General features: G+C 53.7%; 13 protein-coding genes and 1 pseudogene. 6 read left to right on the plus strand and 8 right to left on the minus strand.

All coding sequences use genetic code 11. The features are described 5' to 3' along the window. Window positions 1-8 precede the first annotated feature (8 nt). The 3 genes from AC2FFH_RS21390 (at window position 9) to AC2FFH_RS21400 (ending at window position 3,065) form a co-directional block, all read left to right on the plus strand. Window positions 9-1,022, plus strand: coding sequence for a hypothetical protein (locus AC2FFH_RS21390; RefSeq protein WP_496770252.1), 1,014 nt, complete (start codon window positions 9-11; stop codon window positions 1,020-1,022). Between the two features lie 15 nt (window positions 1,023-1,037). Continuing rightward, window positions 1,038-1,460 (plus strand): VOC family protein, encoded by a 423-nt coding sequence (locus tag AC2FFH_RS21395; protein WP_496770254.1) that lies wholly within the window; start codon window positions 1,038-1,040, stop codon window positions 1,458-1,460. A 228-nt stretch (window positions 1,461-1,688) separates the two neighbouring features. Continuing rightward, window positions 1,689-3,065, plus strand: a complete 1,377-nt coding sequence (locus AC2FFH_RS21400; RefSeq protein ID WP_496845276.1) for a hypothetical protein — start codon at window positions 1,689-1,691, stop codon at window positions 3,063-3,065. A gap of 12 nt (window positions 3,066-3,077) precedes the next feature. On the opposite strand, the gene AC2FFH_RS21405 is transcribed toward AC2FFH_RS21400, so the two are convergent. Continuing rightward, the gene (locus AC2FFH_RS21405) at window positions 3,078-3,947 is read right to left on the minus strand and encodes a sulfotransferase domain-containing protein (RefSeq protein ID WP_496770258.1); all 870 of its coding nucleotides are present in this window, start codon (window positions 3,945-3,947) and stop codon (window positions 3,078-3,080) included. Window positions 3,948-4,256: 309 nt separating this feature from the next. Between AC2FFH_RS21405 and xrtD the strand changes: the two genes are divergently transcribed. Continuing rightward, window positions 4,257-5,861, plus strand: a complete 1,605-nt coding sequence (gene xrtD / locus AC2FFH_RS21410; protein WP_496770260.1) for a VPLPA-CTERM-specific exosortase XrtD — start codon at window positions 4,257-4,259, stop codon at window positions 5,859-5,861. Window positions 5,862-5,904: 43 nt separating this feature from the next. On the opposite strand, the gene AC2FFH_RS21415 is transcribed toward xrtD, so the two are convergent. The 7 genes from AC2FFH_RS21415 to AC2FFH_RS21445 form a co-directional block, all read right to left on the minus strand. After that, a complete protein-coding gene (locus AC2FFH_RS21415; RefSeq protein ID WP_496770262.1) occupies window positions 5,905-7,158 on the minus strand; it encodes a glycosyltransferase family 4 protein in 1,254 nt (417 codons plus the stop codon). Then, complete coding sequence (locus AC2FFH_RS21420) at window positions 7,155-8,423, minus strand: nucleotide sugar dehydrogenase (RefSeq protein ID WP_496770264.1); 1,269 nt, start codon at window positions 8,421-8,423, stop codon at window positions 7,155-7,157. The genes AC2FFH_RS21415 and AC2FFH_RS21420 overlap by 4 nt, the downstream gene beginning before the upstream one ends. A 72-nt stretch (window positions 8,424-8,495) precedes the next feature. Further along, window positions 8,496-9,908 (minus strand): mannose-1-phosphate guanylyltransferase/mannose-6-phosphate isomerase, encoded by a 1,413-nt coding sequence (locus AC2FFH_RS21425; RefSeq protein WP_496770267.1) that lies wholly within the window; start codon window positions 9,906-9,908, stop codon window positions 8,496-8,498. Window positions 9,909-10,013: 105 nt separating this feature from the next. Continuing rightward, window positions 10,014-10,853, minus strand: coding sequence for a CpsD/CapB family tyrosine-protein kinase (locus tag AC2FFH_RS21430; RefSeq protein ID WP_496770268.1), 840 nt, complete (start codon window positions 10,851-10,853; stop codon window positions 10,014-10,016). Window positions 10,854-10,893: 40 nt separating this feature from the next. Then, entirely contained in the window at window positions 10,894-12,429 is a 1,536-nt protein-coding gene (locus tag AC2FFH_RS21435) for a GumC family protein (RefSeq protein WP_496770272.1), read from the minus strand. Window positions 12,430-12,472: 43 nt separating this feature from the next. Next, on the minus strand, window positions 12,473-13,474 hold the full coding sequence (locus AC2FFH_RS21440) for an ExeA family protein (RefSeq protein WP_496845277.1): 1,002 nt from the start codon (window positions 13,472-13,474) through the stop codon (window positions 12,473-12,475). 599 nt (window positions 13,475-14,073) lie between these two features. Further along, window positions 14,074-14,808, minus strand: coding sequence for a VPLPA-CTERM sorting domain-containing protein (locus tag AC2FFH_RS21445; RefSeq protein WP_496770277.1), 735 nt, complete (start codon window positions 14,806-14,808; stop codon window positions 14,074-14,076). 303 nt (window positions 14,809-15,111) lie between these two features. On the opposite strand from AC2FFH_RS21445, the gene AC2FFH_RS21450 reads away from it, so the two are divergent. Then, on the plus strand, window positions 15,112-16,152 hold the full coding sequence (locus AC2FFH_RS21450; RefSeq protein WP_496770282.1) for an IS110 family RNA-guided transposase: 1,041 nt from the start codon (window positions 15,112-15,114) through the stop codon (window positions 16,150-16,152). Window positions 16,153-16,373: 221 nt separating this feature from the next. Then, window positions 16,374-16,566, plus strand: a pseudogene (locus AC2FFH_RS21455) (IS5/IS1182 family transposase); the annotation flags it as partial. Window positions 16,567-16,874 lie beyond the last annotated feature (308 nt).

The raw sequence follows: 16,874 nt of genomic DNA on the forward strand, positions 1-16,874 counted from the left end.
ATGCGCCGATGACCAAACCCCTGCGCCTGCGCACCTTCCTCACCGGCCTCTGGCTTACGGTGCTGGCCTGTATTGTGCTGGCATTCCTTCTGCCGCATGATCCCTATTTCCGTTACCAGGCCATGAGCGGTACGATCTTTGAGCGCGCCCGGTGGATCTATGAGCGTATTCATTTCGACGACACCCCAATCGATATCGCTTTTCTGGGCTCGTCACGCACGGCACGCGGCGTGATTTCCCCCGATCTGGAGGACAATCTGGCCGAAAAAGGGATAGATGCCCGCGTCGTCAATTTCTCGCTGCCCGCCTCCGGTTTCGATGTTCGCCTGCCGATCATCCGCGAATTGTTATCGGAGCATAAACCCAAACTGATCGTGATCTCGGTGGTTGAGCAATTCCCCCGACACGGGCATCAGGCCTTTGGCGATCTGGCCGGCGCTGGTGAAGTTCTGCAAAGCCCGTGGATCGTCAACCGGAACCTGCCGGAAAATCTGGCGCGCCTGCCGATCCGGCAGATGCAACTGGCTGCCGCCGATCTGTTGCCCGAAGCGTTCGGTTATCAGCCCGATTTCAACCCCGCCACCTATGCCGGCACAACGATTGACCCGCGGATTTTCAATCCCGGCAAAACATCCGGCCCCAAAAGCGCTGCCGATATCGAAGCGCTGGAAGGCGAATCCAAATTCCGCCGCCGTAACCTGACACGCCCGATCCTGCCTGAATCGATGGCCGGGATCGAGTTCGGTATTCCCCGCACCTATCTGCGCCGGATCGCCGAACTGGCTGAATCCGAGGGTGTGCAGCTTGCCTTCCTCTATCTGCCTTTCTATGGCGGCTATGCGGAACCCTTCGAGAAAGCATGGCTGGAACAATACGGACCGGTCTTCTCGGCGGATTTCCTGCGGGATGATCCAAATCTTTATAACGATGTGGCCCATGTCTCGGAAACCGGCGCCGTGCTGGTGACAGACTGGCTGACCGAAACGCTTACCCCGCTGCTCGCCCCTTCAACCGGGTCGTAAGAACAGGAGACGATCATGACCATAATGCAGAACTCCCTCCGTTTGCACCATGTGGGAATCGTGCAGCCAGACATGGAAAGTGCCGAAAATTACATGTCGCTGTTTGGTCATACCGAAGACTATCGCGGCTATGTCGAGGAATTCGAATGCTGGTGCCTTTTTTGTACAGCGCCCGAAAATGGCACCGCCGTGGAGCTTGTAGTGCCAACCGGCGGATCGCTTGCCCGGTTCAACCGTGGCGCCGGGGGGCTGCATCACTATGCGTTCGAAACACCGGACATTCTGGCGTTGCAAAAAGAGCTCGCCGCCCGGGATGTCACGATGTTGCAGGAAAACCCGGTTAAGGGCGCCGGGAATTTCCTGTGTAATTTCATCAACCCAATCGCTACACGCGGCGTTTTGGTGGAATATGTTCAGCCACTGGATGGCAGCGCCTGAGACTTAAACCCCATTGGGGCTGTTAAGAGGTCGGCCTGAAACCGGCTCCAAAAATGTTGCAGTCACAATACGACCGGACACAAATACGCCGGCGGAAGAAGTTTTTGGCGACGAAGGGCGTTCGAAACTGTAAACAGGCAGCATAACAATAAGAAAACAGGCTACCCCAGAAAAACAATGACGTATGCGGTGGCCAGAGCGGTAACTAAACGTAAGACTGAGGCACTTGTGAAACGGCATCTAATTTATCGCACCTTGTCGGTTAGCGCATGTTCGATCTGCTGTTTGTTGCCTGCTTCAGCCCAGGAAAACGGGACAGAACTGGTCTTCGGCTTCAATCAAAGCCTTGAAACCGACGACAACCTCGAACTCGATCCGGTCAGTGCTGGCAGAACCACATTTGCTTCCACCGGATTATCTCTCGACCTCAGCCATGAAACTCCTTTGGACCGGATCGGTGTGTCTGCTTCCGGCGTGCTGCGTGCCGTGAACGGACCAGGTGCCGAGTCGGGTTGGGACAATCAGCGCTTTCAGCTAGACTATGGCCGCGAAGGCGCACAATCTGCATTTGGTTTCAATACCAGTTATTTTCAATCAAATATCCAGTTTCTACGACCGCTAGAGGAGTTCAGAAATGACGAGGGCGAAATTGAATTGCCACCAGATCTCGATGATCTGAATGGCACCGGTAACAGGGAACGTTACAGGACTGGGCTTTCGCTTGAGCTTGGACAGGATGCGCCAATTGGCGCCGCATTCGACGCCGATTACCTTGCGCTCAGATATACGGACACCACCGATCCGGGGCTGAACGACAACGACCGGTTCAATCTGGGGACAGACTTATTCCTGCGGCTTTCCCCAGTGGTAGAAGGTACATTGGGGCTGGATTATCGGCTTTTTGAATCTGAAAATACCGAACAGACTAGGCGTGAAACCACTACGGGCTTTTTCGATCTGAACGTTGAGTTGTCACCAATTTGGCGCTTTGAGGCCGGTCTCGGCTATACCACTATCGACACGCGAGAATTCGGAGTCGTTACACGAACCGATGGACCCACAGGGCGACTACGGCTGGAGCGAGATATGCCTGATGGCTCCATCGGAGCCGAAATCGAACAGATCGTGACTGACGACGGTGATATCCGTAATTTCTTAATCAGCAGAAACATGGCATTGCCCGCCGGGGAGTTATCATTCACAATCGGCGTATCGGACTCTGAACTGGACAACGCTACCCCTATCGGATCCTTGAATTGGAGCCAAAACTTACCAAGGAGCGTAATCAGCGCACAAATCCGCCGGTCGGTAGACTTTGATCAGGAGAAAGGGAACGTCATCAGAACCGCCGCATTTCTAGGCTATTTTTACGAAATTAATAACATTTCGGGAATCAGTCTCAACGCTGGATATACGATTAGCGACGAGGTGACGGACACAATTGATCGAGCCAATTTTAGTGCCTCTTACCAGTACACCTTGACAGAAGACTGGGCGCTGAATACCGGGTACCGCTATCGGATGCGTGAAGATCTGACAGACCCGCGTGCGCAATCTCATGCCGTTTTTTTCACCATTGGCCGGGACTTTATCCTGCGCCCTTGACACAGCAGCTGATCAATATCCGAATTTTCGCAACACCGGACCCAGTTCGCGCTCAATATAGGCGACGTGATCAGGCTCCAGCTCTTTCCGCCACTGTCCGGATTTGCCGCTGCGCAGGTGAGATTTCCGGGCGACACCCCCGGTCTTTTTTCCACTCCGGCTCTTGGCCTCGAACAGCCGCATCAGGTCAGTGGCCAGGTCCAGATTCCGCCCCTCGAACCCGAGATGGCTGAACATGTCGCGATAGATGTCGGCACGGCCTTCGCCCATCAGGTCTTCGAACGACACCTCAAAAATATCCGGATCGCCCGTATCCCAGTTCAGCAATGTATCCCGGTAGAAGAAAATGAAGTGATCTATCTCCATGAACAAACCGTCATACGTATTGGCCGCATTCAGCTTGCTTTGATAGGTCTGTCCGTTCTCATCCGGCCGATGCACCCACGCTTCATGGGTCCATTTGTGGTAGTGATAACCTGACACGATCATGTCGCGCGGATCGCGCATCACGTGCACACCCCGGTAGGGAGCCAGCCGCGGCAGATCGAGTTTGCCATGCATCGACATGACCAGACGCGAATGCGGATCAGGATGCTCGATATGTACCTTTTGATAAGGCAGGTTCAGGCCATAACCCAACAGGCGCAGCACCGCCGTAAAATAGGTCGTCATCACCTTATGATGGGTCGCCACAAACATAACCGGGATTTCCTCTGGCACATCCGCACCCCGCATCCGGGTGGAGGTCAGACGGCCCAGCAAGGACCAGAATTCCGGGTTTATCAACAAGCCCCTGTTCTTTTTGATAAAGTTTGGTACCTCGCGCCGCAGATGATCCATCCGGGAACGGCGGACCGGCGGCCCGAATCCGGCTGCGGTCATGATTTTTCGATCCTGAAGATTATCCTGCAAATCAATCGTCCGAGAAAAAATAGAAATCCACCATAACGCAATCTAACCTGTCTTAAGAGGACGAACAGTGATTCCAGACCGCCCACACTATTTTTTGGACATTCTCCCGATTTTGGCAAAATAACTTCAATATTGGAAACTATGGACGTGTGACCAAAACCAGGATACGGCGGAACGCCTTATCACTTCAGTTTGAGTAGCCTTTGCCCGCCAATTTTCGTTAAGATCGGAGACGGAACTCCCGCCAGTACAGTTCGTAACGAGTATCAGGGGAAACAGGTGAGTATTACGACGTCTGCGGAAAACTCCGATCGGATAGGCCGCGACAGGATTTTCAATCCCGTCGGGCTGTTCTGGTTCGCATTGCTGGTTCTGGGCTCGATCCCGATTTTCTGGATCGGTATCGTGTCGCTGGGTCAGGCCTGGGCAACCGCTGAATACAGCCACGGCCCACTGATCCCGGTTATCTCTCTCTATCTGTTCCTGCGGGAGATGCGCAATTACCCGCCCCCGCCGGGCGAGGTCAGGGACCGCTGGCCCGGTATCCTGGTGATTGCGTTCGGGCTGGTTGTGGCAATCCTGGGCAATCTTGCCAGCGTCCCCGACATTGTCACCTATGCCATGATCATCTGGACCGGCGGTGTGGTGCTGACGGTGTTTGGCTGGAACATCGGGCGGCGGCATCAGTTGCCGGTGCTGCATCTGGTCTTCATGCTGCCCCTGCCGAATTTCATCTACTGGAAGCTGACAATCTTCCTACAAGGCATCTCTTCGGTCATAGGGGTCTGGTTCGTGCAGCAGGCAGGCGTTTCCGTCTATCTGGACGGGAATATCATCGATCTGGGCGTCTATAAGCTGCAGGTGGCCGAGGCCTGCTCAGGTCTGCGCTATCTGTTCCCAATCCTTAGTTTTTCTTATCTTTTCGCCCTGCTTTATCGTGGTCCGGTCTGGCACAAGGTGGTGCTGTTGATGTCGGCCGCGCCACTGACCGTGCTGATGAACTCGATCCGCATCGGCGTGATCGGGGTTTTGGTCAATCACCATGGAATCGAAATGGCCGAAGGGTTTCTGCATTTCTTTGAAGGCTGGGTGATCTTCCTGACATGTATCGCCATCCTGTTCGCCATGGCTGTCACACTGCAGCGCCTGACGCCAAACCCCAAACCGCTGGCCGAGGCAATTGATCTGGATACCCGTGGCCTGCTAAAAGTGGGCGAACGCATTTTTGCCATCCGACCCTCGCGCGCCCTGGCAGCAGGCGCTTTGCTCACACTGGCAGTATCGGTAGCCTGGGTTATGCAACCCAACCCAGACAAAGAGCCGATCGATCGCAGCCCCTTTGCACTTTATCCACGCCAATTGGGGAACTGGTCGGGGTCGGCAGCGCTTCTGGACCCGGATGTCGAACGAGTACTGGGCGCGACCGATTACCTTAACACCACCTATGCCGCGCCTGGACAGAATGGCTACATCAACATGTTCGTCGCCTTCTACGACAAACAAACCGAAGGCGACGGCATTCATTCGCCCGAGGTTTGCCTGCCGGTAGGTGGATGGGAAATCTTCAGCCTGGAGCCCTATCGGATCGACCCGGGCGTCCCCGCCTATGGCGCGTTCGAGGTGAACCGCGCGGTCATTCAGAAAGGCCTGCAAAAGCAGCTAGTCTATTACTGGTTCGAACAGCGCGGCAAACGCCAAACCAACGATTTCGCCGCCAAGATCGGGGTGGTGGTAGATGGTCTGACGATGGGTCGAACCGACGGCGCGCTAGTGCGCTATGTTACCCCGATCCGCGAAGACGAAACCGAGGCTGACGCGGATGCCAGATTACTGGGCTTTGTTGGGCAGAGCTTGTCGAAGCTGCCAAGGTTTGTGCCGATGTAATTTCCACAATTCCCGCCTAACCAGACAACAGAAACCGCTCTTTTCAGAGCGGTTTTTTCTCCGCCACCCTTCGGTAGGCACCGATCAGTGCGTCCACCTGATGATCCCAGCCCAGTTCTGCTTCGACCCGGGCACGACCAAAGCGACCCATCTCGGCCGATTGCTCCGGGTCGTTCAGCAGTTCGAGAATCTTGTCGGCCATGTCGGTCGTGTCATTAGGCGCGGCATACAGCGAAGACCGTCCTGCAGAATAGCGCCCCTCGGCCACGTCGAACTGTACGATGGGTTTTGAAAACGCCATGTATTCCAAAATTTTATTCATGGTGGATTTATCATTCATCGGGTTCACCCGGTCCGGATTCACACAGACATCCGCCGTCGACAGCACTTCGAACAGGTCCTGATCAGGCGCGCGCCCAGTAAAGGTCACGTGGTCGCCCAGCCCCAGCCCCTCGGCCTGCGCCTTCAGCCCGTCCAGCGCCGGGCCGCCGCCGACCAACACGAACTGCACATCATAGCCACGGTCTTTTACTATGATCCGCACAGAATCGAGCAACAGATCGATCCCTTCCTGATCTCCCATAACTCCCACATAGCCCACCATATACGCACGCCCGTTGCGCCACTTGGGGTTGGGGGCCGTTACAATCAGCCGATTGAGGTCGGGGCCCGAGCGCACAACAAATACATCCTCAGACGCAATCCTGCCGCGCTCCTGTGCTATCTCCCGATAGCTTTCATTGGTCGATATCACCACATCGGCGCTGCGAAATGTCCAGCGTTCGAACAGTACCATGAGCTTCCAGAAAAAACCGCGCTTGCCGAATTTAGCCTCGTAGAGCTCGGGATTGATATCATGGTGATCGAAGATGAACCGTTTGCCAAAAAGCTTGAAGGGCAAGGCCACCAGAAAGATCAGATCGGGCGGGTTGCAGGCCTGCAAAGTATCAAACCCGTGCCGGCGGGCGACCCTCAATGCCAACCGCATCTCTTGAAACAGCGCTGCCCCGTATTCTACCAGATATCCAAGCGCCCCGCTTGCATCGATCGGCAAATTGTGACGATAAATATGCACGCCATCAACTTCTTCATACAGGGCTTCATACCCTTTACCCGTTGGGCAGATTACCGCCACTTCGGCACCGGCAGCGCAGAGCGTACGGCATTCGTGCCAGACCCGTCGGTCAAAAGGCAATGGCAGGTTCTCGACGATAATCAGCACACGCCGACCAGCAAGCGGTTTTGCCTGCCGGGCCGCATCCATACGGGGTGTTTCAACCAAATCAACGTCTTTCATGGTAACTGACCTGTATGGCGGATCTCAGGGTTACCTGACAAGGTAAGCGCTTCAATCGTCGCATTTGACGCGATAACCCGGTCATAACGCGTTGTCTCGGCGTGGGTGCGATCGACCAGAAGACGTTCCAGGACCGGCAACTGGCTGTAGGCATAGCCTAGATTGGCCCCGACCAGCTTGGTGGCATCAATGCCCGGGTCATAAATATCCAACTCGTACCCCGCAGCCAGAAGTTTGCGAGCCAGATCAACATTTGGGCTTTCACGCAGATCGTCCGTTCCAGCCTTGAATGCCAGCCCGGCCAGCAGAATACGCGCCGGTTTTTTCAGCCCTTCAACCGCATATTCGAACAGGCGGTGCTTGTGCGCCTCATTTGATCCCAGCAGGCTGTTGATCAGCGGCAGGTTTGCCCCGGTATCCGCGGCTATATACTGCAGCGCCCGCACATCCTTGGGCAAACACGAGCCGCCAAATGCCCCGCCGGGCCGCATATAATAGGGTGAAATGTTGAGTTTGGTATCCGAGACAAAGATCTCATGCACCTGCCGAGCTGAAATACCCTGTGCCAGACAAACACGCCCGACCTCGTTGGCAAAGGCAACTTTGACCGCATGCCAGCTGTTATCGACGAATTTTGTGATTTCCGCCTCGCGGTAGCCGACGGTAAATGTAGGGGCCTCAATATTGGCGTTCAGTGCACCCATCACCGCATTGGAAGCACCATCCCGGGTTCCGATCACCACTTTTGGCGGGTTGAAATAATCTTCGACTGCGCTGCCCTCACGAAGAAATTCAGGGTTATAGACCACCTCGACCCGGTTTTGCATCGCCTTTCCCAGAACAGCCTCGAAGATTGGCAGAACAAGTTCCTCGACAGTACCAGGGCGAAATGTCGAACGATAGGCGACAACCAACGGGTGTACCCGGTCAGCGGTCAGCGCCATCGCTATCTGCCGGGTCACATCTGCGATGAACCCCATATTGTGCGATCCATCCGCAGCTGAGGGTGTGCCGACACAGACAATAGCCAGATCACACCCATCTAGATGCGCCCCTATCGTCACATCCGCTGAAATCCGGCCTGCCGTGACCCCTTCGGTCAGCATCTCCTGCACACGTGGCTCCACAATCGGAGCCTGGCCGGCCGTGATCTGACGCACCTTTTTCTGGCTCACGTCTATCCCGATGACCTCGTGACCTTCACTGGCAATACAACAGGCCGCCGTAAATCCGACATAGCCAAGACCCAATACCGCAACCTTCATTAAATTCTACCTAATTCTGGAAACTCGAAATCAACCTAAAATGAAGCGGCCGGATGACCCGCGCCCGCCTAGTCACCCCCTGTTATAAACATCCTCATACCGTACGATGTCGTCTTCACCCAGATAGGACCCGGTCTGCACTTCGATCAGATACATCGGCACCTTGCCAGGGTTTTCCATTCGGTGCACCGCACCCAGCGGGATATAAACGGATTGGTTTTCTGTCAGCAAGTTCACCTCCTCGCCCACGGTCACACGCGCCGTGCCGGCCACAACGATCCAATGCTCAGACCGATGCACATGACTTTGCAGACTCAGGATACCGTCCGGTTTGACCATGATCCGTTTGACCTGGAACCGATCCCCCAGACACAGGGTCTCATACCAACCCCAGGGGCGGTGAAAGCGGGGATAGTCCTCGGCCTGCGCCACCTTGTTCGCTTTCAGTACGCCAACCGCCTTTTTAACGTCCTGCGCCCGGTCCATATCGGTAACAAGTACCGCATCACGCATTGCGATAGCGGCAATATTCTTCAACCCAAGGCCTACTAACTGGATATTGGCATCTTCGCTGCGCAACAGCGTGTTCTGGCAATCAATCGCCGTGGCCGCCCCCACCTGAGCGACCCTGTTCTCATCCAGTGGCAGGGTCGCATGCAGAGTATCCCAACTGCCCAGATCAGACCAGTCAGCCTCTAGCGGGACAGCAACGATATTCCGGGCCTTTTCCATAATCGCATAGTCGATCGAAATCGGATCAATCCCCTCAAAAGGGTCCGCCGCCAACCGGAAAAACCCCAAATCCGTTTCCCCCTGCGACAGAGCCGCACGACACGGTGCCACCATTTGCGGCATATGTTCCTCGAAGGCCGCAATGATATCGCGGACACGGAACATAAACATTCCCGCATTCCACAGCACATTGCCACCTTGCAACAGCTGGACTGCTCGCGCCTTGTCCGGCTTTTCGCAAAACTCTGCAAGCGGGGCAGGCTGCCCGGGCGTCACCACACCATCCAGCCGCAGATACCCGTACCCTGTTTCAGGGCGGTCCGGCACCACCCCGAATGTGACCAACGCCCCGCCCTGAGCCGCTTTGGCCCCCACAGCCACGGCGTCGAGAAAGGCCTGAGTGTCGTGCACCAGATGATCCGAAGGTGCGACCAACATCAATGCATCAGGTATTTTCTCAAGACTCAACGCCGCAGTCAGAATAGCAGGTGCGGTATTACGCACAGCGGGCTCTAAGATGACCTGACCATCCGACAGGCCCAAAGCAACGGCCTGATCTTCCACCAGAAAACGGAAATCCTCGTTGGTTAGAAAGATTGGCGCATCGAATTCCGGTCCGGAAAGCCGTGACAGGACGCTCTGGAACAGACTTTGCTGACCGTCAAAAGATACGAACTGCTTAGGATACGCACGCCGCGAACTGGGCCACAGTCGGGTTCCCGAACCACCACAAAGAATGACCGGATAAATCATTTAACATACTCCAAATTTAACGAATGCACCTCTTATTGAAACTAGATTGTACCAACGGAAACGTCCTCGCAATCACTCACCAATCCGTACATTCCTAGTGGCACATCAACCGTACCCATAACCGTACCCATATCCGTAAATACTGTCAGTATAGTGGCATTTGTTCATAATCACGCCCATCACGTTGGTAAGTTCTGCTAATTGACGCTCAGCCACATCAATCTGATCAATCGTCGTGCGTTCAGCTTCCGTCATCAGCAGAGCGCAATCAGCGTTTTTGAGAAATCCAAAATTGTCGTCCGCCGCCAGTAACGGCGGCATATCAAACAAAACAAGATCGGGTTCGAATTCTGCCTCAATTGCCGCAATAACATCGCTGGCCTTCTGGCTTTGCAGAATTTCAGCTGCATCTGTAACGGCCCCACGGCTCAACCCCAGCGCCACGTTCTCCCCAACTCTATACCCGTGGTCAGAAAGTAACGCCTTGCCTTGCAGAATGTCACCCATCGTGCATTGACAGTCCTGCTTCAACATCAAGGACAAACCTGCCCGACGCAGGTCAAAATCCAAAACAACAGTGCGCAAATCAGTCTGCCGCCCGAAACTGAAAGCCAAGTTTGCGGCAGTGGTACTTTTACCGCATGCACTGTGTGGAGAAACCATCGCTACCCTCTTCCAACCATTGACGCCAGCCTGCTGCAATATGCGTGTACGCAACATATCATAAGGCCCTGCTGCGGCACCGCCGTCGTAGCTGACAAGCCGATTTTGACTGATATCTGTTTTGGAAATATCGAGTGGCGTCAGGTCAAACCAGGGATCAGTAGTTCTGTTTGTAGACACCTCTTCTTGGATAGCCTTCTCCGGTACAACATCGGACTGAGCAGACGCCTTCTTGTTTCTCTGTGACCGTGCTTTTTCTATAGCTTTCTGCAGTTTTTCCATTCAGCACTATCCTTCCAGGACAAAGACTGTCCGTTTCGTCTCACCACCGGATACCAATTTTGTCCATAACCCGCTCAGCCAACAGATCCAGAGGCTGGTAGAATACATGAACCGCATAAACAGCCGCTGGCACGCCGACCACAATGACAAACACCCGCAACAACCTCAGCACCCTGAAACGCATCACTTCTCCAGAGGTCGAAATATAGGGAATAGTCGCCAGTGGCGTAATATCCAGTTTTGCAACCAAATCTTCTGGCCGGCGCAAAGTCCGATTCAGCAACTCCAGCAAAACAATTAGGCCAATCCCAGCCAAAATACCGAAAAAGCTGCCACCACCGGCGATCATCATCCGATTAGGCTTGGTCGGGCTACTTGGAGCGACTGGTGGTTCTATCACAGATATGCGCTGACCTTGCGCCGTCACTTCAATCCGCTCACCTGTACTGGCGCGGGCCAAGCTCTCGACCGCAACATTGTACTGCCCCTCTATATGCTGGTAGTCGAGCTCAAGATCATCAAGCCGGATCTGTTTTTCCGGCGTTTGATTAATAGTCCGGCGCAGTTCGTCTAATTGCAGATTCAAATCAATTTTTTGTTCTTCGGAAGCTGCAATTCTGGAATCCAGATCCGCCAACTGAACATCCAACAACGGATTCCCGGACTGCGGCTCGCTCTCTTCTACAAGTTGCGGCATTGAATCAACCTGTTCCTCAAGCTGTTTGATACGAGCTTCAAGAAGCTTAACACGCGGATTGGTAGTGGAATAAATCGCCAGGGCTTGATTGAGCTCCCGGCGCAGGCCCACCAGTTCCAGTTGCTCAGGGGTCTGATTAGGTATGCGGTTTCCCGAAACCTGACCAGTTGTCTCATAGATATCGATCAACCGGCTGCGCTGCGAATTCAGCACAGCCAAATCTCGGTTCAGCTGTGCCAACCTCTCTTGCAGAAGAGTCTGCTGATTCAGTCGGAAATTAAGTGTATCCGGTAACACACCCGCGTTTTTGGTTTTAAAAGCCAAAATCTGGGCGCTGCGTTCAGCCAGTGTCTCGCTCAACCGATCTACTTCTGTTCTGAAAAACTCGAGCGTTTGGGTAGCGCGCCCCGTTCTAGACTGCACGTCTTCCTTCTGGATCAGTGTTAGGTATTCGTTGAGAACACCCGCAGCGCTTGCGCCTGAAGGTCCCTCAAAACTAATTTCCATCAGCGCAGCTTCGTTGCGACCTGTGCGTATTTTGATGACTGTACGGACCCGCATACCCGCCACAATCCTATCAGCCGTCATAACAGAGGGGTCTTCGAAGACATTTTGCCGATTGGCTATCTCCAGCAAGTTGGCCCGGGTCAACAGCCTCTGTTCTATGATTTGCAGCTGCTCCGGTGCCGGTGTTCGCACCGTCGACGCAGCCAACTCATCCGGAATACGTGGCGATTCCACAATCAGCTTCATGCTGGACACGTAAGCCGGCGGCAGAGTCATCGCGATGATGACCGAGGCCGCGCTAATCACCGAGGCCACTATCAGGAAATAGGGCAAACGCCGCACAAAAATCGACCAGTAGTAACGAAAATCCACGTTCAGTTTTCCCGTTTTCCGTTCATCTGCGTCCGAATACTACTCATCCTGCTTTTTCCTCCGGCGGCACTTTTTGATGAGCTCCAAGCTTCAGCACCTGACCCGCCTCCTCCGGTTCAGATACAGAAATAGCACCAAAACAGACCTCGTCCTCCAGCACGCTTCTCACAATCTGCGAGGTGACCAAATGAAGCTCCTCGCTCCATGCATAAAGCATTGCAAACTCGCAGATCTGGTTCACCAACCGTGGCACACCTTCGGTCGCCGCATGAATAAGGTCACAGGCCTCGGCCGAAAATTCCTCTCCTGTACCGCCTGCAACCTTCAAACGATGTTCGATATAGCCAGCAACCGTTTCCGCATCCATGCGAGGAAGATGAAAACTGGCCGCAACCCGCTGCGCCATCTGACGCATCTTTGGCTGCAGTACAACGTCCCGCAACTCGGGCTGACCAACCAGAATTAATTGAATCAATTCGTCCTTGTTAGAGTTGATATTGGTCAGCATTCGTATTTCTTCCAGCCCCTCTCGCGACAGGTTCTGCGCTTCATCGAAGATCAGGACAACCCGTCGCCCCTCGGCATATTCGGAAATCAGAAAATTCGCCAATGTCTGGAACAATTGTACGTAGGGTGCCCTTGGAGTGGCTGGCACGTCCAGCGCGTTGAGCGCCCATTGTAACAACTCTCCACGCCCACCCTGAGCGTTTGAGACCAATCCGATCGTGATATCGTCATCGATCTGGCTGATCAGCTTTTGTAGCAACGTCGTCTTACCTGATCCGATTTCACCCGTGATCAATGTAATCGGAGCTTTAGAGATGATGCCAAATTCAAGGATCGAATAAGCGCGCTTGTGTTGTGTGGACCAATACAAAAAACCCGGGTCCGGCAACAATGTAAAAGGCCGCTCCCTGAGACCAAAATGTTCGATATAGAGATCACCCGTCGTCATGGTGACCCAGAAACTTTTAAAACCATCTACACAACAAACCTTTGCGATATGATCGGGGTAAGCCTGACCAGAACCGCGTACACTCCACACTGACATGGCCCGGCAGGGCTATTAATACAACCGTCTACCTCTTTTTATCACGCTCAGACCCCTGTTAACTTATGTGTGGCATCAATTTCAGGCAATTTTAAGGAGATGCACCAAATCACACAGAAACAATTTACAGCAAGGCACACCTTCGTTCACTGTACGACAACAAACCAATGAGCATACCAAAACTACTTCATTTCAAACTCTGGATTTATACTTCGGAGTTTAACTCTCCATAGGTGTTTTGGGTATATCTCTTACGCAGCGAGCATAGCCATATTACTGGCAATGCAACCAAAAGGATGCTGGCCAGCCCGGTAAGACAATATACACCCATTACCGCGAATGCCCCATAACCCGAGAGGAATGCTATGGCAGCACCGATAAAACCTGTCACTACTGCCAACACCAGAATTCCCATCGGAACACTCCAAGCTACAAAGATAGCGCGCCACCCTCATAAGTAGAGTAAATGTGCCGAAAATCCACTTTTGTCGCAACAGTTTTCCGGTACACCGCGCTCCCGTTAGGAGTAACTATTGCATCAAAAAGAGGCCACTCTATGGCAGCCCCTTGATAATTCAAAAAAATTCTTGAAATCAGGCGGTCGATCTGCGTCGACGCAATAGGCCGAAACCAGCCAATGCACCCAGCAGCATGAATCCGGCAGCCGGCAGCGGCACCGGTGCCACGGCAACCAGGTTCTGGTAACGATATGGCTGCGCAGTGCTTTCCAGAAAGCTCAGACGCCATTTCTTGTCACCAGTATAGTTCTGTGCCGCGTCAAGGTAAGCGTTAGCCTGGGTGATCACACCATTGACCCCCCCATATTTACCTACGGCATTAAAGCCGTCTCCGACTGCACCAGTGACGGTCCAGTCATCATCGTAGACGGCGTTCCACAAAGCTACCTGGAAAGCAGCCGATGTTGTCCTGTTGTCAGCGGCAACGGACTGGCTGTAATTCGCATCAAAAATCGCCTGGATGCGTTGAAGCCCACCATTAGAAATTAGGTCAACGCTGTTCGAGAATGGCGTCTTCGTGATTTTGTAATCATATCCCGTTCCAGTCCCGATCCAAGCTGCTAAATCTAGGCAGAACGCAACGAAATCGCCAAGAACATTGTTTGGTGCCGGAGTTGTTTCGGTCATATCATAAGCACCGGCGTTAACGCGGGTATCATGATAGCCAATGCTTGGAGCGGTCACCTTGACCTTTTTATAACCTCCAGCGGCAGGTCCATTGAGATTTAATGTTGCTGCCGTTGCCGGAACAGCAACTGCGATTGTGACAGCTGTCGCCGCCACGGCAACTTTCTGCAGAAAGACTTTCATAACCCCTCACACGACTTACTCGTTAAACGAGATTGAACGGTAGCCAAAACACGCTTCGCATCTCGTATCGCTTGACCATATTAATTATGTCAGAAAGTGACAATGAACTTGTTCATACTGCCGCATTCCGGCACAATACGCTGCACAAAATCACACCATAAACATCATTGTTTCCATTTTAGGGATATCTGGCTGACTGCATGCCTGATCATTCGACATGATGTGATTGCGGCGGCCGCTCTCCGGTGGCGAGCGAGGTCCGGTATGTTGGCCTCATGGATAAATGCCGTGAGGAGAACGACCATGAAGTACTTTGCTGGTTTGGATGTTTCTTTGAAAGAGATTTCCATGTGTGTTGTCGATGAAGAGGGGCGTGTCGTCTTGCGTAGAAGCTTGCCCTTTTGTCCGTTGGCCGTCCGGGATGCCTTGGAAAAGCAAGAGGTGGCGCCGCAGAGGATCGTGCATGAAAGCGGACAGATATCGATCTGGCTTCAGCGGCAACTTGAAGATTTGGGGCTGCCTGCGATTTGCATTGATGCGAGGTCAGCCCACAAGGTTTTATCAGCCAAGCTAAACAAATCTGATCGTTCGGACGCGGAAGGATTAGCTCAATTGGCCAGGATCGGCTGGTTTACCGCCGTTCACGTCCGCAGCGTAGATGCGGACCGTCTTCGTACAATCATTGGGGCTCGGGATCGCTTTGTGCGTCTCAGAATGGAGATTGAGGCTCATATGCGGGGGATCCTGAAGACATTTGGCATTCGCCTGACCGCAATCGGCAATGGGCGGCAGCGACAGCGGTTCAGAGATCAGCTGTCAGTTGCGCGGCAATCCGATCCGGCGCTAGCCGTCATCATCGATCATGTACTCCCCTCGCACGAGGCAGTGTGTTCAGCGGCGGCTGCGCTTGAGGATGAGATTGCCGCGATTGCCAAACGCCATGACCTGTCGCGTAGATTGATGACGATCCCAGGCGTAGGCCCGGTTGTCGCCTTGAGCTTTCTGGCGCTGATCGAGAACGCAGAGCGATTTCCTAAAACAACAAATGTAGGAGCGTTCCTGGGCTTAACGCCGAGGCGATATCAGTCCGGTGAGGTCGACTATTCTGGCCGCATATCCAAGCGAGGCGATGCCGCCATGCGTCGTCTGCTGTACGAGGCGGCCAGTACATTGATCAGTCGTGTGAAGCGATATTCGCCTTTGAAGTCCTGGGCTGTCCGGCTCGCCGCGAGGCGCGGTTTCAAAAAGGCCGCTGTGGCGACCGCCCGGAAACTCGCCGTGCTCATGTTGACACTCTGGAAAACCGGAGAAGAATTCCATTGGACCAAGGAGGCCGCTACCTGATCTAGATATCCGCCGGAAACGGTTGGACGCGAAGTCCCTGCGGGACGGAAGGCAGATCGATCTCGTTCGAGAACATGGGGCAAAGCATACCCCGCATTCGACATATGGAGACGTTCAGCCCCCGGAAGCCATTATGAGGCGACACAAGTCGACCTCGGAGAGAACAGTGCCCCGCAGCGACAATGCCGACTTCCGTTGACATCCCCGCAATCAGAGAACGGTTTTCCAAGAACCGGCATGGCCGGTTCCGTGAGAGCGAATTGTTGCGGCATCTGTTCGAGACAACTGTCGCCCACTGCATCGCTGAAGATTTGGTCAGCGGCGGGCATCGATCCGGCAGATGCGCCCCGCGCCGTGCGTGAGTATCTAGACACACTGGATGAAGCTGCGTTTGGCGCCGCCAGCGAGAGAAAAAATCATCAGGAACAGAGCCTAACGAAGCATGCACACCCATATGCCATCGTCGTCGAAAACCTACAGATGCATGTCCAAAGTCAATCGTTTTTCAGTGTACGGCACCTCAGTGCATTGGTCTTCCAACCTTTCTCACAAGTGTTCGGCATGATGACTGGAATGTTGATCAATCCCGAACAATGGGCCCAAAACGGAAACATCTGTGATTGCCCATGCATGGAATGGAGCACTGCCTAAACTTTACTCAACGTGAAAATCATTGAAATATAACCACTTAAAAACTTCCTGACCTCTGTCATTCAATTTTT

The sequence above is a fragment of the Ruegeria sp. YTSC003 genome (assembly GCF_059609785.1).

Excerpts from the sequence above, each read along its gene's own strand:
- AC2FFH_RS21390 (WP_496770252.1), top strand. The coding sequence starts at position 9 with ATGACCAAACCCCTGCGCCTGCGCACCTTCCTCACCGGCCTCTGGCTT.
- AC2FFH_RS21395 (WP_496770254.1), top strand. The coding sequence starts at position 1,038 with ATGACCATAATGCAGAACTCCCTCCGTTTGCACCATGTGGGAATCGTG.
- AC2FFH_RS21405 (WP_496770258.1), bottom strand. The coding sequence starts at position 3,947 with ATGACCGCAGCCGGATTCGGGCCGCCGGTCCGCCGTTCCCGGATGGAT.
- AC2FFH_RS21415 (WP_496770262.1), bottom strand. The coding sequence starts at position 7,158 with ATGAAAGACGTTGATTTGGTTGAAACACCCCGTATGGATGCGGCCCGG.
- AC2FFH_RS21420 (WP_496770264.1), bottom strand. The coding sequence starts at position 8,423 with ATGAAGGTTGCGGTATTGGGTCTTGGCTATGTCGGATTTACGGCGGCC.
- AC2FFH_RS21425 (WP_496770267.1), bottom strand. The coding sequence starts at position 9,908 with ATGATTTATCCGGTCATTCTTTGTGGTGGTTCGGGAACCCGACTGTGG.
- AC2FFH_RS21430 (WP_496770268.1), bottom strand. The coding sequence starts at position 10,853 with ATGGAAAAACTGCAGAAAGCTATAGAAAAAGCACGGTCACAGAGAAAC.
- AC2FFH_RS21445 (WP_496770277.1), bottom strand. The coding sequence starts at position 14,808 with ATGAAAGTCTTTCTGCAGAAAGTTGCCGTGGCGGCGACAGCTGTCACA.
- AC2FFH_RS21450 (WP_496770282.1), top strand. The coding sequence starts at position 15,112 with ATGAAGTACTTTGCTGGTTTGGATGTTTCTTTGAAAGAGATTTCCATG.